We start from the raw sequence: 15,353 nt of genomic DNA, 5'->3' as shown, positions 1-15,353 counted from the left end.
CGTCCGCGTAGGGTTCGTTAATCGCGTTCTACGCGGCTCATACCGAAGTGAGTCGAGGTTGGTATCCATCTCGTACCGATGACCGACCAGACGTTCAAATCGTACCTTAGCGAGAACCCGCGAATGATAGGCGTGCTGTTCATGGCGGCGTGCCTGCTTTCACAAGCAGGCACCGCCGCGGCGGGCGTCGGCACGCTGGCGGTGTACGGGCCGTAATTGAGGGGGCCGAACAGTAGCGATTTAGTCAGCCGTTACAGTGAGAGTTCATCCCACACCAAATCGCCGTCTTTTCGCACGGGAGACTGATGCCAGACGAGATACTGGCGTAACTCGTCCGCAGTCAGTCGGAACGTCCGGGTCGCCCCCGGTACGAGAAAATGCTGGTCGTTCGATTCGACCAGCGGGAATGCCATCGTCCCGACTTTCCCCTCCCGCGAGGGGTAGGTTCGCGGCGTCACGTCGTACTCGCCGTCGTCGCGGGTGACGATGTCACAGAGGGTCGGAACGCCGTCCTCGACCTGCACCACGTCCGCGCTCCCATCGCCGACGACGAGGTAGTGACTCCCCACGATGCTCTCGGCGCGAGCGAGCGCGAGCGCCGAGCGAAGGGGAAATCCGAGGTTCAGCAATCTCGCCATCGCGTACCCGATTTTCGCGGCACCGTCGTTCACCACCTCGTGAAACGTGACGACGCCGCCGACCGCGCCCGCGTCGATGAGCGCGACACCCTGTTCGTACGATTGGCAGGCGTTGAGGAGGAAGGTCGCTACCCCCACAGTCGTCAGCGTCGTCGCGTCGAGCGCGCCGTCCCGACAGCGAAAGCCCTCGTCGTCGATGTGCCCGACGTAGTGGAGGAAATCCACGTCGGATTCGAGGACGGAACGCAGTTCGTCCATCGAACAGTCGTCGTGAAACGTCACGTCGAAGGATACCTCAGACCGACGGCCGTAGGCGGTTTCGACGCCCTCGTCCACTGCCATCGCCGAGTCGTTGCAGACGACGGCGATGTCGATGGTATCGGCGCTCGGTTCCCGGTCGAGTTTGTTCCGAAACGCCTGCGGCATCGCTTTCGTCGCACGAAGCGGAATGTCGTCGGCGAACCACGCCTGTTCGAGCGATTCGTCCGCGTGCACGCGGACGAATCGCGAATCATTTTCCCGCAATCCACGCGTCGTACCCTCATTCCGCGTCGTACCCTCATCCCGTGTTGTCCGAAGAAACGAATCCAACGCGGACGATAGCATGTCGTCTACAGATGCCGGTGTCGCCCGCGGCGTTTTGACGATGCCGAGGTCGTTCACCACGAACGGAAGGGCCTCGATTCGCTCCGGCGTCGGCGCGACGTGCGCAGTCAGGGGCCAGCGCGGCATCCACGGGGCGAGTCGGTCGAACGGAACGGAGAGATACTCTGACAACTGCTCGGCGATGGGTCGATCGTACAGGTCTGCGAAATCGAAAGTGAGGTCTGCGGTGCGTTCGACCTGCTCGCGTTCGTAGAGATTCACTCGGTAGTAGCCCTCCGTCCGCGTAAGACAGTCGAGGAAAAACACCTGTTTCAACACGCGCTCGACTTCGGTTTCGAAATTCGTCTCCGACAGCGGATATTCGAATCCGCCCGCGACCAGTTTCGGGTCGTCGCCGGGAACCACCTCCGCACCGAGGTAGTACGCGAGCGGGGCCGAAACGTATGCCGAGCGAAGCGTCGGCGGCAGTTCGAGGCGGATGCCCGTATTCGGTCGTTCCAGTTCGTCGGGAACGTGCAGTTCGTCACCCAGTTCGACGCTCGGTGGATGGCCACGAAGGGTCGGATACGAGCGTTCGCAGGTCGTCGTTTTCAGGGCGGACGACAACGACGAGAGGGCGAAAAACACGTCTTTCGGGTCGTCCGTCGTCGTCACCGTGACCGCCGGACGCTTGTGATACGAGCGCGCACCGATGCGTACTTCCGCGGGGTCGAACCGGAAAACGATGCTGTCCATAGTCGCCCGAACCGAGAGTTCCCCATCGACTCGAAGGTAGAGTTTGACGGGCGCATTCAGTTCGACGGTGTAGATTCCCGCAGGCAACTGTTCGTTAGTGTCGGAACTCACCTCGAACAGCGGTTCTCCCTGCGCCCCACGGACGAAGGTATCGACGCGCTGGTCGAGGCGGAGTTCGTCGGTCGAAATCTGAACTGCCCGGTCAATCGGAAAGTGAAACTGCGTTTCGTCCGCTGGTTCAGGATTTACTGCGGACGAAACGCCGAGGACGTACCGTCGCCGCTCGATGGAGTCGATGACGGCGAGTTCGGCGTCCGTGAGTGGTTCAAACCTAAGCACTGGTATGCGACCCCCACACCGTTAGATAGCGTTCTGTGTCGTATTAAATTTCGACCTAATATATTAAAACAGTTGTAGAGTACCCAGAATCCGCGACCGCACCCTTCGGAAGCCGACGTTAGGTGTCGGCCGATTGTTCGCGGATGAAGATATGGTCGTTGGCGTGGACGAACACCTCCAGTCCATCGACCAAAAACACGACGTGCCCCCCGCTTCGTTCCGACCCGCGATGTGTGTTAGCGAACAGCGAATCGAGTGCGTCCGGGTCGATGATGCTCGCCAACGGAATCGGGTCGTCGGTCGGGTCGCGGTTTCGAATGGTCGCAACCGCTTCGATAACGGTTTCGCTGAGCGAGTACGTGTCACGCGAATCGTGATACACGTGGTATCCACGGGGTTCGCTCGCTACGACCGTCGGCCCACTCGCGTCCATCCCTCCGTCAGAGTGCATGGTCGGAGTACTATCCTATGAGATGCGACGGAGAGCAATAAAATTACGTCTCGGGCCGAGTCGGGTGGTAGTCCGTGTCGTACTCTCCCAGTTTATCATCCATCCTGTCGGGGTTGATTCGCCCTCCCAGAAGCATGAAATCGACGAGCGTCAGCGCCAGCATTGCTTCGACGACCGGAACCCCGCGAGGCGGCAGAACCGGGTCGTGTCGCCCGACGACCTGCACCTCCTTTTCCTCGCCCGTCTCCCAGTCCACCGTGGTCTGCGTTTTCGGAATCGAAGTCGGCGCGTGGAGAGTCACTTCACCGTAAATCGGCTCTCCGGTCGTGATTCCGCCTTGGAGTCCCCCGTGGCGGTTCGAACTCGGCTTCGGAACCTGTCGTGGTTCGCCATCCTTCCCGCTCGCATCCGAGTCGCGCGGCGACTCGGATGCGAACTCCCACTCGTCGTTTCTGTCGTGTCCGGCCCATTCGCGGGCTTCCCTGCCGAGTCCGAACTCGAAGGCAGTGCTGGCCGGAACCGCCATCATCGCTTGTCCGAGCCGCGCTTCGACGCTGTCGAAGCGCGGCGCACCGAGTCCGCGTGGGACGCCGCGCGCCTCGAAGTAAATCGACCCACCGATAGAGTCGCCTTCTTTCTGGTACTCATCTATCAGTTCGAGCATCTCCTCGGCCACTTCCGGGTCGGCACATCGAACTTCATTTTCCTCGCTGTGTTCTTTGATGTCCTCGAACGTCACGTCGTCCGCCTGAACGTCGCCGATTTGGTTGACGTGTGCTTTCAGTTCGACGCCGTGTTCGGCGAGGATTTTCTTCGCGATTGCGCCGCCAGCGACCCAGTTCACCGTCTCGCGCGCGGACGACCGACCGCCACCGCCCCAGTTTCGGGTTCCGAACTTCGCGGAGTAGGTAAAATCGCCGTGGCTCGGCCGCGGGGCTGTGATGAACGGTTCGTACTTGCCCGACCGGGCGTCCTTGTTCTGAATGACCATTCCGATTGGGGTTCCGGTGGTGTAGCCGTCCTGCACCCCGCTGTTGATGGTGACTTCGTCCGGTTCGCCCCGACTAGTCGTTATCATGGACTGCCCGGGTTTTCGCCGGTCTAAATCGCGCTGTACGTCGTCTTCGGTGAGTTCGAGTCCCGCTGGACAACCGCTGATGGTGACGCCCATCGCCTCGCCGTGGCTTTCGCCGTAGGTCGTGACCTGAAACAGGCGTCCGAACCGATTTCCGTTCATACACCCTGTTCTGCGTGCAGGCCATTTAGATGTTGTAGGAGGCGGTACGTTTCGCCACGCATCGCAAAAGAAAATTTATACCCCGGCAGTGAAAGGCAATCCGATGAAACGGCGTCGTTTCGCCGCCCTGCTTGGTCTTGCAGGCCTTCCCGGCTGTGTCGGAGTTCTCCCCTCCGATAGCCCGCCCGCGAACCCGGTTAGCATCCGTGTTCGCAACTACTTCGATAGCAGACACGCTATTTTCGTCTCGGTTCACGGTCTGGACTCCGACGAGGCGTACGAGTCGGAGTTCTCCCTCTGGCCCGGGTGGGTCGGAACCCGCAAAAACGTGCTGGAAGCAGGCGAATACGAGGTACGAGTCGAGGTCGACAACGGCATGTGGCGCGTCGCGGAGTGGGATATGTGGGGCTGTGAGACGAACACGATTTTAGTCGATGTCGGAATGGACGGCATCGGCATCACCGCGACGTGCCAAAATTCGGACGAAGGGTACGGGACGACCAGTTAGCGAAACCGCCCGACTCCCAATTTCACACCGGGATTCCGGTTCCGACTAACGCTATCGCTCTATCTTCGCGCCGAGGTCGTACAGCACTTCGAAAAAATTCGGGAAGGAAACATCGACGTGTTCCGCACCTGCAATCGTCGTGGTTCCATCGGCGACGAGTCCGGCGACGGCGAGTGACATGACGATTCGGTGGTCACCGTGGCCCGCCACGTCCGTTCCCGACAAATCGGATTCTTCTCCCCGAATCGTGAGTTCGTCTTCTTCCTCCTCGACGACTGCGCCGAGGGCGTCGAGTTCGCTCGCCATCACGGCCACGCGGTCGGTTTCCTTGTACCGGACGTGTTCGCAGTTGACGATTGTCGTCTCGCCGTCGGCAATCGCGCCGAGGACGGCGACGGTGGGAAGCAAGTCCGGAGTATCGCCCACATCGACTTCAACGCCCGAAAGCGACGAGCGTTTCACCGTGAGAATACCGTCGTTCCGATTCCAGTTCACGTCCGCGCCCATCCTGTCTAACACGTCCACGATGAACGTGTCACCCTGCGCGCTCGGGTACGCACCTCTGATTCGAAGTTCTTCGTCCTCCTTCGCCGCGACTGCGCCCGCCGCGAGCAGATAGGAGATTGACGAGAAATCGCCGGGGACGTGGTATTCGCCGTCGGTCGGTTCGTAGAACTGCCCGCCCGGAACTGAAAATGTTCGGCCGTCTTTTTCGGCTTCGACGCCGAAATCGGCCAGCAGTTCGAGCGTGATGTCAACGTAGGGTGCCGATTTGAGTTCTGTTTCGAGTTCGATGTCGATACCGTCCTCGGTCAGCGCGCCCGCCATCAGCAGAGCGGAAATGTACTGCGACGAAACGTCCCCCGGAATCGACACCGTGTCGCCCGACACCGGCCCCTTCATGACGAGCGGAGCTTTGCCGTTTCCGCGACTGCTCTCGGCCCGGCCGTCGAGTTGCTCGATAGCCGACAGCATCGGCCCTTGCGGGCGCGAGCGAAGCGACGAATCGCCGGTCAGCACCGTGATGCCGTCCACCAGTGCGGTCGTTCCGGAAACTAGTCGCATCGTCGTCCCGCTGTTCGCACAGTCGATAACGTCCGCCGGAATTTGCGGTTCCCCGTCGAAGCCGTCTATTTCGAGGGCCTCTCCGGTGTCGGTTACGTCGCCGCCGAAGGCGTCCACGGCCCGCATCGTGGCTTTGGTGTCGGCACTCACGAGTGGGTCGTACACCAGCGCGCCGCCGGAGTAGCCCGCGGCGAGAATCGCTCTGTGGGTGTAGCTCTTCGACGACGGTGCCCGCGCCGTTCCCGAGAGTGACGATTGGGAGAGTTCGACGTTCATGTGCGAGTCGTCGTGTGGGAGGGGTAATAGCATACCGCCTCCCGTCAATATCGCCGCCGATGCGAACCCTCCGGTCGGAGGGTTCGCATAGCAGAGCGGTTACCTCACAATCGTCACCGGAACGGTCGCTCGTCCCGCGACGTTCTTCGCAGTACTTCCGAACAGGCCTTCGTAGCGTTCCGACGTTCCACGGTGGCCGAGAAAGATGGCCTCGAACTCGTTCTCGTCGGCGTACTCCGTGATTCGTTCGACCGGTTCGCCGTACAGCAGTCCGGTTTCTATCTCCAACCCTTCCTGTTTCGCGACTGCCGACGCTTCGTCCAACAGTTCCTGCCCGCGCGTTTCGGCATCTTCGATGTTCGACAGCAGGATGTCGCGCTCGGCCTCCGCGAAACTCGTCGGCGCGGTGTCACCCGCCGTGAACTGCTGATTCGGAACGACGATGTGAATCGCCGTGATGTTCGCACCCGTGTCGCGTGCGAGGCCGATTGCGTAACGAAGCGCATCCATGCTTTCCTGTGACCCGTCGATTGCGACTACGTATCCCCCCATGACCACGAGATATAGGGTTCGTAACCGAATGTGAATTTCGGCTACAATGTGAGGGCTCACTCAGGATTCGGCGGACTGTTCATGCGCTCGTTGAATTGTTGGCTCGTCGACCCGTGTAAAATGCGAGTAACCTGTCGAAAACCGAGTAGTCTGTCGAAAAACGACCGACTGTTCAGTCCAGCATCTGCGCAGCGATAGTGTTCCGGAGTACTTCGCTCGTCCCCTCGTAGATTTCGTTCAGTTTGGCGTCGCGGTAGTAGCGTTCCGCGTCGAAATCCGTGGTGTAGCCGTAGCCGCCGTGAATCTGGATGCCTTCGTTTGCGACTTCGCGGCTGATTTCGCTGGCGAACAGTTTGGCCTGCGCAGCCTGCTTGATGTAATCTTCGCCGCGAATCTTGCGGTCTGCAGCCTGATGCATCAGGAGTTTCGCGGCGCTAACCTTCGTGTCCATGTCCGCGAGTTTGTGCTGGATGGTCTGGAAGTCGCTGATCGGCCGGTCGAACTGCTCTCGCTGTTGGGCGTATTCGAGCGCGTCGTCCTTCGCGGCGCGGGCCAGTCCGATACTGCGTGCGGCGATGGTGATTCGACCGCCGTTCAGCGTCTTCAGCGCGTGAACGAAGCCGCGGCCTTCCTTCCCGAGCAGGCGGTCTTCCGGAATCCGCATGTCGTCGAATCGGAGTTCTGCGGTCGGACAGCCCTTATCGCCGAGTTTGTGCTCTGTCCCCTCGACGAAGAAGCCGTCATCTTCCTCGGGTCGGACGACGAACGAGGAGATGCCCTTGTTGCCCGCGTCCTCGTCGGTTTTGGCGAAGACGGTAACGGTTTCAGCAACCGAGCCGTTCGAAATCCAGAGTTTGCCGCCGTTCAGGACGTACTCGTCGCCGTCCTTTTCCGCGGTGGTGTCCATCGCCGGAACGTCGCTTCCTGCGCCGGGTTCCGAGAGCGCGAACGCGCCGATGTCGGTGCCCTCGTTGAGTGGCGTGAGGTACTCCTGTTTCTGTTCTTCGTTGCCGAACTCGTAGAGCATGTTGCCCGCGAGACTGGTGTGGGCCGCGACGATGGTGCCGAGGCCGCCCGAACCGCGCGATATTTCTTCGAGTCCGATTGCGTAGGAGTGGTAGTCGAGTCCGGCCCCGCCGTACTCCTCGGGGAACGGCATTCCCATCAGGCCGAGGTCGGCCATCTCGTCCACGAGGTCTGCGGGGAACTCGTCGGTTTCGTCGATTTCTGCGGCGCGAGGTTTGATTTCCTCGTCTACGAACTCCGCGACCATGTCCCGAATCTGTTTCTGCTCTGCGGAGAGACTGAAGTCCATACCTGAAAATGCGGGCAGTCAATCCTTTACTTTTCCCATCGCCGTTCGGTTCGCGGTGGGCGCGAACCGAACGGTCGGTTAGCGGTCGGACGTTACTTGAACCGCTTTCGAATGTTGTCCGCCGTGACCACGCCCTGCACGAGGTACGACAGCTTTCGGTTTTTCGGCGCGATGGTCGCCGCGCCGATTAAAATCGCGCCTTTCATCGGCTCTCCTTTCCGGAATGCGTTTCCGGCCTGCACGAGCAGGGAGATGACGTTCAGTTTGTCCAAGGAATTACCTCCCGAGGGTGCGGGAGCAGTGGAAGTTAGCAGTCCAATTCCGGATTTTACGACGCGAAAGAGCGTTTGAAGCATGGATAGATAACAGCACCTACAGCCCCCTAAAGATGCCGGGCGCACTCGAAAGTGGTTGAAAAGACGACGGTGGTCGAAAGGAACGCGAGTTGGGTCGGCCGACCCAACTCGCGTCCGAAACCGATTACCCGGACGAACACAACTATCGAATCATGTACGGCGTGGTGACTCGAAATCCGGAGGAACTCGACTGGCCCGAGTTCGAATGGGGCTTCTACGAGATGAAAGACGTGACGGGACGCGCGACCGAACCGGTTGAGTCTGGCGTGAACATGATTTCTTGTTTCGGCGACAGCAACGCCGCCGAAAACGACCCCTCGCTGGTTCCGGTGAGCGACGAGGGCGAACTGGCGACCCGCGAGCGAACGTACTTCGATTGGGGCTACATCTGTCCAACCCGTGAATCCTACCGCGAAGGATTGTTAGAGATGATTTCCGACGCCGCGGAGGCAAACCCCGACGTTCGACTGGACGACATCGGATTCCCGCGCGCGGAGTACTGTCACTGCGACCAGTGTGAATCCCAGTTCGAAGAAAGCGACTACGACGACTGGCAGGAATGGCGCGCCAACGTCATCACAGAGTTCGTCGCCGACGCGACGGAACGCATTCCCGGGAAGACCTATCTCACGCTCTATCCCGACCCCTATCCCGGCCACCTCTACGAACGCGCCGGACTGGATTTGGACGCCCTCTCGGAGTACGTAGACGAGTTCGTCGTCCCGCTGTACGACATGGCCTACTCCACGACCTACTGGTTGGAAGTCATCGCAACCGGGTTCGAGGACGCCCTCGACATTCCGTTCAGCATCGAACTCTACGCGGTTGACATCGACATCGACAACCTCATTCACGCCACGGAAGTCGCGGATGCATACGCGAACGACGTGTTCTTCGGCTACGAATCCAGCAACGCTCGCGGTGCGATTCGGCGAATAGACGCCGACTCGCGCGAGGGCGTTTCGCACGGAAAATGAATTCAAAATTTAAAATCGGTCGTCTCGCCACGCACACAACTGCTCGCGGTCGCGGGTGTTTTCGGGCAGTTCCGCGAACCACTTCGCATCGGTAATCTCGCCATCGGGGTCGTTGACCATCAGCGCGGTCGTCTCAGCTTTCGCCTCGAACACCGGGAGGACGCCCCACGTCGAATATTCGCCGCACTGTATCGCGGTTCGGGTCGCAATTCCCAGTCCCTCGTACTCGGCCTCGATTCCCGCCTCTTCGCCCAACTCCCGCTCTGCCGTTTCGCGGAAGGATTCCCCGTCGCGGACGCCGCCGCCGGGAAGCACCCACATATCCACGCCTTCGTGCCAGACGAGGAGCAGTTCGCCTGACGGTCGATAGACGGCAGTATGCGCGCCGTAAGGTGCGCCGCTCTCTGACACCCTGCGAGCGAGCGTCCGAAACCGTCGACGAGAAACGTCGTAGGTTCGCGAGAACTCCAAGAACTGCGTATGGGCGTCCGTCAGTCCGTGGTAGGCCTGCTCGGCGCGCTGTTCCGCCTCGGTGGCGAGAAACCACAGGTCATCGAGCGTCATCGTTGGTCGCGTGGGGTCGTGACCGTGGTGCTGTGGAGCGCGACCGACGATGCAACCGACGAGACGGGAGAGGAGATGGAGCGAGTGTAATCATGTGCCACGGTATTCCGGCAGGCAGAATAAGCCTTCGGTCGCCGACACTCCGGAATCGGTCGCTTTTTACCATCGGGCGGGCTATTCGGCGGTATGAGCTTCGAGGAAGACGACCACGTCATCCTGCACGACCAGCACAGCGACTACGACGGCGAAGAGGGCAAAATCACGCAGGTCATGGAGAGCATGTTCGGCGACGCCACGTACACGATTAGCTTCGAGGACGGACAGGAAACGGGCATCCCCGAGGATTCGCTCGAAGCCGTCGAAGACGAAGAGTAACTTTTCTTTTTTCCACTCGTACATCCATCATGGCCAGCGTTCCCTTCCACTACATCGACCTGCGGACGTTCTGCTACGCGACCGAGGACGACCAGCGCGTCGAAACCGCCCTCGAAACGTATCTCCCCGAGGAAGTCGAAATCGACCGAATGAAGAGCGAAGGACACCACGGCGATAGAATCATCGTCCTCTCGGCGCGCGTCGAAAACGCCGACGAGATGCGCCACGTCCTCGGCAAACTCCGCGAACTCGCCGATATCGACCAAGTACGCGACGAACTGGACGAGCGCGTGGACGACAACTGTTCGTTTTTCGTCTCGCTCGACAAGCAGTCGGCGTACCGCGACACGATTGAACTCGGCGAGGGAATCACCCTCCGCGCAAAGGTCGAGGCCTATCCCGCGAAGAAAGACGCCGCGGTCGAAAACGCCCGCGACGCACTCGCCTGACGACGACCCTTGTTGATTTTCGTTGGCTTTCACGTCGTTCCAAACTGATTGCCACGATTCCCTACTGAATCGTCTCTTCGGCACAAAGTATATCAAGGTACATCGTGTGTTGCCGGATGTTACCACGTATCGAACGTGAGTGAGTATCATGCAAGAGTGCCCATACTGTAGTTCTGAACTGCTCGGCGGAAGTACCTCGAAGACAACTCGCAACGGAAACCCAACTGGACACAAAAGCACCGGCACAGAAATGGTGTCGTGCCCGGACTGCGGCGGCGTTATCGACGGTTTCAGCGATCACTAAAGTTGTGCTGAGCGGCGAGTGATGACCTTTCATATTTTTCGGAGGTAGTCCAACTTTGCCACTCGTGGAGTTGCTCGTGGTAAAATGTGCGGGACCGGATTCGAACCACGCCAAGACGTTCCGGGTCGCTTCGCTTCCCGGGCGTGCGTCTCGTCTACTTTGAATCTGCTCGGCACAGTTTTACCACTCGCGAGATTGCTCGTGGCAAAATGTGCGGGACCGGATTCGAACCGGCGGACCCCTACGGGACAGCGTCCTAAGCGCTGCGCCGTTGGCCTAGCTTGGCTACCCGCACGCAACATCAACTTCCGAACTCTGCGATAAGAACCTGTCGCTCTCGTCGGACGAGCGTTTATAACGGATGGCGCACTACCTCGTGTCGTGTATCGGGCACGTGACCAAGTCGAAAACGAAGCGTGGCTCGCCGAACTCCAACAGGCCGCCGACCGCCTGGAACTCGAAACCGGCGCTCGCTCGCGCGCGGCCGATCTCTTTCTCACGACGATCTCCGACGTGGACGACCCTGAAGACCGGTCGAAGCGCGCCGTCGCGGCGGCCAGCCTCTACGCCGGGTCGCTCATCGAAGGTGACCAGCGTTCACAGCAAGCGGTGGCGGATGCAATTGGTGTCGCTCGACTGACGATTCAACAGCGGTGGAAGACGATTCTGGAAGAAGCAGGATTACAACCGCCGTCGTGGTAGACGGCGGAGAAAATCTCAGTCGCGTCCGCTCTGGGCCGGGGTGAGGTTGCCGTGTTCGTCGATTTCGCCCTTGACGATTCGCGTGCTGGAGATTATATCGCCGTCCTCGGCTTCGACGTGCGGGACGACGACGATTTCGAGCGAGTCGAATCCCTGCTCTTCCCGGATTTCGTTGATTCGCTCGCCGCCGTGTTTCGTTTCGGGGGAAACGATGAGAACGTCGAACTTTTCCTCGGTGGCGATACCGGTCGGTTCGGTGAGTTTTCGAACGTCGAACTCGCGGTCTTTCTGGTCGGCGAACGGTCGAAGTTCGGCTTCGAGGTCGGCCTTTCGCTTCGCGAACGACCGAACGTTCCGGTCTTCGTTGCGCGTTTTCGGCGCGAGGTCGTCGCTCGTCAGTCCAACTGTCACGTCGCCGAGTTCGAACGCTCGCTCGAACAACGCCCGGTGACCATCGTGTACCGGGTCAAACGTCCCACCCAACGCCACGTCCATACACCGGCGAATGGTTCCGCGTGGTTTATCACCTTCGGAACTCCCCGCCGTCAGCGAATGGGGGACGAACGATTTCGATACTGCTGATAGAGAGTTTCAGCCCAGTCGAAAAAATTCGGGTCGTCGTATTCGAGCAGTGCACGGAGTTGACCGTCATCGTCGTACGCGCCCGCAAACGCCCAATCGTCGCCGAGCGTGAGGCCAAAGTCAATCGGGCCGTCGTGTTCGTAGATGTCGATGGCGCGACTGACGAGTCGAAATTCGAGCGGGTTGGAAGACCGAGCGGTTTCGATTCGGTCCGGGGGCATGATTAGTTCCGTTTCGACGCCAGACAGCACGAGTTCCGCGTGCGCGTCGTGATACAATCTGCTCAGGACGGGAGCGAGTATTCGAACTGTTTCTGTTTCTCGCGCGCGCAGTCGCTTCACGTAGTGGTTCACCGGGGCCTGTGGCTGGTCGGCGGTGGCAGTAACGAGCGTTGCGTCGGCCAACCATCCGGGGTCTGGTGCGTGGTCTGCATCCGGAAGATGTCGATAGAAAGAATCGTATGCCGAAATCGTACCGAGCGTCTCGACGTATTTTGTGTGGGTTCGCGCGACGAGTTCGCCACTGGTGGTGAGTTCGTAAACACCATTTTTCTTTTCGACCCAGCCACGGTCTGCGAACTCCGAGAGATTTCGCTGAACGCTCCGGCGGGAAACGTCCGTCGCGTCGGCTACGTCCCGCGGGGAACCGGACTGCTCGCGGAGATGGGTAAGCAAGCGCAGTCGCTCCGGCGACCCGGCGAGGAACGTGACGGCCTCTGGCGCATCCATCGGCGAAAACTACACGAAGGAGGGATGTAAACGTCCCTCTTCGACGATGCACTCTCTCGCGGGCGAAACGTGATTCTTAAGGGGCGAACGAGTGTCGTTTCGTGTATGAGTGACGAACAAGAAGCAGAAGTGACCGAAGAAGAAACCGAACAGCAGGATGGACTGCAAGAAGGCGACTTCATCAGTCTCGATTACACCGCGCGAACCGTCGAAGAGGGCGACCTCGTGGACACGACCAGCGAAGAGGTTGCGGAAGAAGAAGGCGTCGAAGCCGAAGGCCGAGAGTTCGGCCCGCGCACCATCGTTCTCGGTGCGGGTCACATCTTCGAGGATGTCGAAGAGGACATTTACGGCAAGGAAGCGGGCGCGGAAGGCGACGTGACGGTCGAACTCGCGTTCGGCGAGTACGACAACGAAGAAGTACGAACCGTCAGCGCCGACAAGATTCAGGAAGACGACCGATACCCCGGCGCGCGCGTCAACGTTGACGGCCAGCAGGGCTACGTCGAAACCATCATCGGCGGCCGCGCGCGTGTGGACTTCAACCACCCGCTCGCAGGCGAGGATATCGAATACGAGTACGAAGTGCTCGAAGAAGTCGATGACCAAGACGAGAAGGCAAAAGGCCTGTTCTCGATGTACATCGACGCCGACCTCGACATGTGGATTGAGACGGACGAAGTCGAGGAAGAGGACGAGGACGGCGAAACCGAGACGGTCGAAAAGGAGACACTGTACATCGAGGCGACGCCACAGCTCTCGATGAACCAGCAGTGGATGTTCCAGAAACAGCAGATCGCACAGGACGTTATCGACCGACTCGACCTCGACCGCGTCATCGTGCAGGAAACCATCGACGGCTCCGCCGGTGGCATGATGGGCGGTATGGGTGGAATGGGCGGCATGGGCGGTGCCGACCTCGAAGAAGCACTCGAAGATGCCGACATCGACGAGGACGAAATCGTCGAAGAACTCGAAGCGGAAGGCGAGGACGACGAAGCGGAAGACGTCGAAGAGTAAAGCCGTAACCGAACCGTTTTTTCGGACGTGAACGACTATCGGGGTATGCACACCCCGACGAGACTCTTTCATCTCCACTTCAACACGCAGGACGTGAGCGGTGCGGAGCGACGACTTGCGGAGTTCGGTTTGCCACTGAACCACCGATTCGGCCACGTCGATGGCGAATCTCACGCGTTGGATGCAGACGACTCGATTCCGGAGGACTTTCGCCTACGTCTTCAGGACGCAGAGCGAGGCTACGCGAACGTCACGCTCGCACCCGGACGAGAGTCGCATTTCGACCACCTCGGACTCTGTACGAGCGAGTTCGACGCGATTTGTGACCGGGCGGAGAACGCGGGGTGGTCGGTGCGCGACCGGGATGGAAGACGAACGTTCGTCATGACCCCGTGGGGGTTCCGGGTCGAACTGCATCCTGACGGAAGCGACGTGGAAAACTCCCTTGGGTCGTGGGACGACGCGCATTTCGAGGCCGTCGAACTCACGATTTCGGCTACTGATGGAGACGAAACCGCATCTCAAACGTTTGGGTCGGTTTTCGGGGTCGTTCCGGGGCTCGAAATCCGAGACGGCGAGGACGTTTGGATTCCGCGATTTCGACTGGTTGGCGATGCGTTTTCGAATGGGTCGCAAACCGAAACAGTAGAAATAGACACGAAAAGTCTGTTTTAGTTGTCAGAGTCGTTTCGGGTGTTGGAGTCGTTTCGGGTGTTGGAGTCGTTCCCGTTGCCGGAATCATTCCCGTTATCGGAGCCGTTTCCGGGCGAACTCGTCGCGTTTTCCTGTCCTTCGCTGCCTCTATTGATTTCCTCCGCCGACCACTCCCCGGCGGTCGCGTTTCGAACGATTGCCGATTCCGCGGTTCCGTTTTGAATTACGACGTCTGGGCGCGGTGTTGATGAGGGGTCTGTCGCGGCAGGTGGAACTGGCGACTCGGCGGAACGTTCCGGCACGTCCGCATTTCGGACGGTCATATTTTGTACGACCAGCGTGTCGAGATTCGCGCCTTCTACGGTCACGTCGGCGAGGACGGTACGCTCGATGACACGGTCTCTTACGCCCGGGTCGAAGATATCGCCGCCCGGAATGTCGAGAATGGACCGATTTCTGACGACGATTCGCTGTGCGGTCACGTTGCGCAGTTCGCCTTCTTCGATTTCAACCTCGGCGACATCCACGTTGCGCAGTGTGACGTTTCGACGGACTTCATCGTCCGTTTGGAGTCTGCGAACGCGAACGGTATCTACCGTCGCGTTCTGTAGCGTCGCGTTTCGCAGTACCCACGTTCGAATCGTCGCGTTGTCGATGGAGACCTTGTACTGGCCGAGTTGACCGAACTGTCCGAATTGATTGAACTGGCCATTCGCTTCGGAACTGTCGCCGATGGTCGGGTTCGCGTTCGGAGTCGAGTTCGCGTTCGGAGTCGAACCGACGCCGCCAGCGAGCGGTGTTACTCCCGAGAGTGCGAGGAGAACCGATAAAACGAGTGCAGACACGACTGTAGTCCGCTGGCCGATTGGGATTCTCATACCTCCACGAGTCCGAGGGACGGCATAAACTAAACCGACCGT

The 15,353-nt window shown here is 59.8% G+C and carries 19 protein-coding genes and 1 tRNA gene; 8 read left to right on the top strand and 12 right to left on the bottom strand.

Translation table 11 applies throughout. The features are described 5' to 3' along the window. Window positions 1-78: 78 nt before the first annotated feature. Entirely contained in the window at window positions 79-216 is a 138-nt protein-coding gene (locus tag BW974_RS25510; protein ID WP_175609646.1) for a DUF7503 family protein, read from the top strand. 35 nt (window positions 217-251) lie between these two features. Here BW974_RS25510 and BW974_RS08345 read toward each other — a convergent pair whose 3' ends face one another. The 3 genes from BW974_RS08345 to aroC form a co-directional block, all read right to left on the bottom strand. Next, window positions 252-2,318, bottom strand: a complete 2,067-nt coding sequence (locus BW974_RS08345; protein WP_076429678.1) for a hypothetical protein — start codon at window positions 2,316-2,318, stop codon at window positions 252-254. 118 nt (window positions 2,319-2,436) lie between these two features. Then, window positions 2,437-2,769 carry a HalOD1 output domain-containing protein gene (locus BW974_RS08340; RefSeq protein ID WP_139328841.1) on the bottom strand — a complete coding sequence of 111 codons (333 nt, stop codon included), beginning with the start codon at window positions 2,767-2,769 and terminating at the stop codon, window positions 2,437-2,439. Window positions 2,770-2,812: 43 nt separating this feature from the next. Further along, entirely contained in the window at window positions 2,813-4,006 is a 1,194-nt protein-coding gene (gene aroC, locus BW974_RS08335) for a chorismate synthase (RefSeq protein WP_076429673.1), read from the bottom strand. Between the two features lie 103 nt (window positions 4,007-4,109). On the opposite strand from aroC, the gene BW974_RS08330 reads away from it, so the two are divergent. Then, the gene (locus tag BW974_RS08330) at window positions 4,110-4,514 is read left to right on the top strand and encodes an Ig-like domain-containing protein (protein ID WP_076429672.1); all 405 of its coding nucleotides are present in this window, start codon (window positions 4,110-4,112) and stop codon (window positions 4,512-4,514) included. 51 nt (window positions 4,515-4,565) lie between these two features. Here BW974_RS08330 and aroA read toward each other — a convergent pair whose 3' ends face one another. The 4 genes from aroA to BW974_RS08310 all read right to left on the bottom strand — a co-directional run bounded on the left by aroA (window position 4,566) and on the right by BW974_RS08310 (window position 7,994). Beyond that, window positions 4,566-5,855 (bottom strand): 3-phosphoshikimate 1-carboxyvinyltransferase, encoded by a 1,290-nt coding sequence (gene aroA, locus BW974_RS08325; RefSeq protein ID WP_076429666.1) that lies wholly within the window; start codon window positions 5,853-5,855, stop codon window positions 4,566-4,568. Window positions 5,856-5,954: 99 nt separating this feature from the next. After that, a complete protein-coding gene (locus BW974_RS08320; RefSeq protein WP_076429664.1) occupies window positions 5,955-6,407 on the bottom strand; it encodes a universal stress protein in 453 nt (150 codons plus the stop codon). A gap of 172 nt (window positions 6,408-6,579) precedes the next feature. After that, complete coding sequence (locus BW974_RS08315) at window positions 6,580-7,722, bottom strand: acyl-CoA dehydrogenase (RefSeq protein ID WP_076429662.1); 1,143 nt, start codon at window positions 7,720-7,722, stop codon at window positions 6,580-6,582. A gap of 92 nt (window positions 7,723-7,814) precedes the next feature. Then, on the bottom strand, window positions 7,815-7,994 hold the full coding sequence (locus BW974_RS08310) for a hypothetical protein (RefSeq protein WP_245799959.1): 180 nt from the start codon (window positions 7,992-7,994) through the stop codon (window positions 7,815-7,817). Window positions 7,995-8,230: 236 nt separating this feature from the next. Between BW974_RS08310 and BW974_RS08305 the strand changes: the two genes are divergently transcribed. Further along, window positions 8,231-9,055, top strand: a complete 825-nt coding sequence (locus BW974_RS08305) for a hypothetical protein (protein WP_076430308.1) — start codon at window positions 8,231-8,233, stop codon at window positions 9,053-9,055. Between the two features lie 9 nt (window positions 9,056-9,064). On the opposite strand, the gene BW974_RS08300 is transcribed toward BW974_RS08305, so the two are convergent. After that, a complete protein-coding gene (locus BW974_RS08300; protein ID WP_076429659.1) occupies window positions 9,065-9,619 on the bottom strand; it encodes an NUDIX hydrolase in 555 nt (184 codons plus the stop codon). A 186-nt stretch (window positions 9,620-9,805) separates the two neighbouring features. Here BW974_RS08300 and BW974_RS08295 point away from each other — a divergent pair, with 186 nt between their 5' ends. Together BW974_RS08295 and BW974_RS08290 are read left to right on the top strand one after the other, a co-directional pair. After that, window positions 9,806-9,994: a DUF1918 domain-containing protein gene (locus BW974_RS08295; RefSeq protein ID WP_076429658.1), complete on the top strand. Its 189-nt coding sequence runs from the start codon at window positions 9,806-9,808 to the stop codon at window positions 9,992-9,994. 29 nt (window positions 9,995-10,023) lie between these two features. Then, window positions 10,024-10,443, top strand: a complete 420-nt coding sequence (locus BW974_RS08290) for an RNA-binding protein (RefSeq protein ID WP_076429656.1) — start codon at window positions 10,024-10,026, stop codon at window positions 10,441-10,443. A gap of 514 nt (window positions 10,444-10,957) precedes the next feature. Here BW974_RS08290 and BW974_RS08285 read toward each other — a convergent pair. Next, window positions 10,958-11,042: transfer RNA gene (locus BW974_RS08285), tRNA-Leu, on the bottom strand. A gap of 86 nt (window positions 11,043-11,128) precedes the next feature. Here BW974_RS08285 and BW974_RS08280 point away from each other — a divergent pair. Continuing rightward, window positions 11,129-11,449 carry a transcription initiation factor IIB family protein gene (locus BW974_RS08280; protein ID WP_076429654.1) on the top strand — a complete coding sequence of 107 codons (321 nt, stop codon included), beginning with the start codon at window positions 11,129-11,131 and terminating at the stop codon, window positions 11,447-11,449. A 15-nt stretch (window positions 11,450-11,464) separates the two neighbouring features. Here the strand turns inward: BW974_RS08280 and BW974_RS08275 are convergent, their stop codons facing one another. Further along, window positions 11,465-11,944 carry a phosphopantetheine adenylyltransferase gene (locus BW974_RS08275; protein WP_076429652.1) on the bottom strand — a complete coding sequence of 160 codons (480 nt, stop codon included), beginning with the start codon at window positions 11,942-11,944 and terminating at the stop codon, window positions 11,465-11,467. A 50-nt stretch (window positions 11,945-11,994) separates the two neighbouring features. Next, window positions 11,995-12,759 carry a helix-turn-helix transcriptional regulator gene (locus tag BW974_RS08270; protein WP_076429650.1) on the bottom strand — a complete coding sequence of 255 codons (765 nt, stop codon included), beginning with the start codon at window positions 12,757-12,759 and terminating at the stop codon, window positions 11,995-11,997. 105 nt (window positions 12,760-12,864) lie between these two features. Between BW974_RS08270 and BW974_RS08265 the strand changes: the two genes are divergently transcribed. Both BW974_RS08265 and BW974_RS08260 read left to right on the top strand, forming a co-directional pair. Further along, window positions 12,865-13,779, top strand: coding sequence for an FKBP-type peptidyl-prolyl cis-trans isomerase (locus BW974_RS08265; protein WP_076429648.1), 915 nt, complete (start codon window positions 12,865-12,867; stop codon window positions 13,777-13,779). 45 nt (window positions 13,780-13,824) lie between these two features. Beyond that, window positions 13,825-14,454: a VOC family protein gene (locus tag BW974_RS08260; RefSeq protein WP_076429646.1), complete on the top strand. Its 630-nt coding sequence runs from the start codon at window positions 13,825-13,827 to the stop codon at window positions 14,452-14,454. On the opposite strand, the gene BW974_RS08255 is transcribed toward BW974_RS08260, so the two are convergent. Further along, window positions 14,451-15,311, bottom strand: a complete 861-nt coding sequence (locus tag BW974_RS08255; RefSeq protein ID WP_076429644.1) for a hypothetical protein — start codon at window positions 15,309-15,311, stop codon at window positions 14,451-14,453. The genes BW974_RS08260 and BW974_RS08255 overlap by 4 nt on opposite strands. Window positions 15,312-15,353 lie beyond the last annotated feature (42 nt).

This window comes from Haladaptatus litoreus (assembly GCF_900156425.1).
GTDB lineage: Archaea > Halobacteriota > Halobacteria > Halobacteriales > Haladaptataceae > Haladaptatus > Haladaptatus litoreus.
This window is presented reverse-complemented; position numbering and strand designations above follow the sequence as displayed.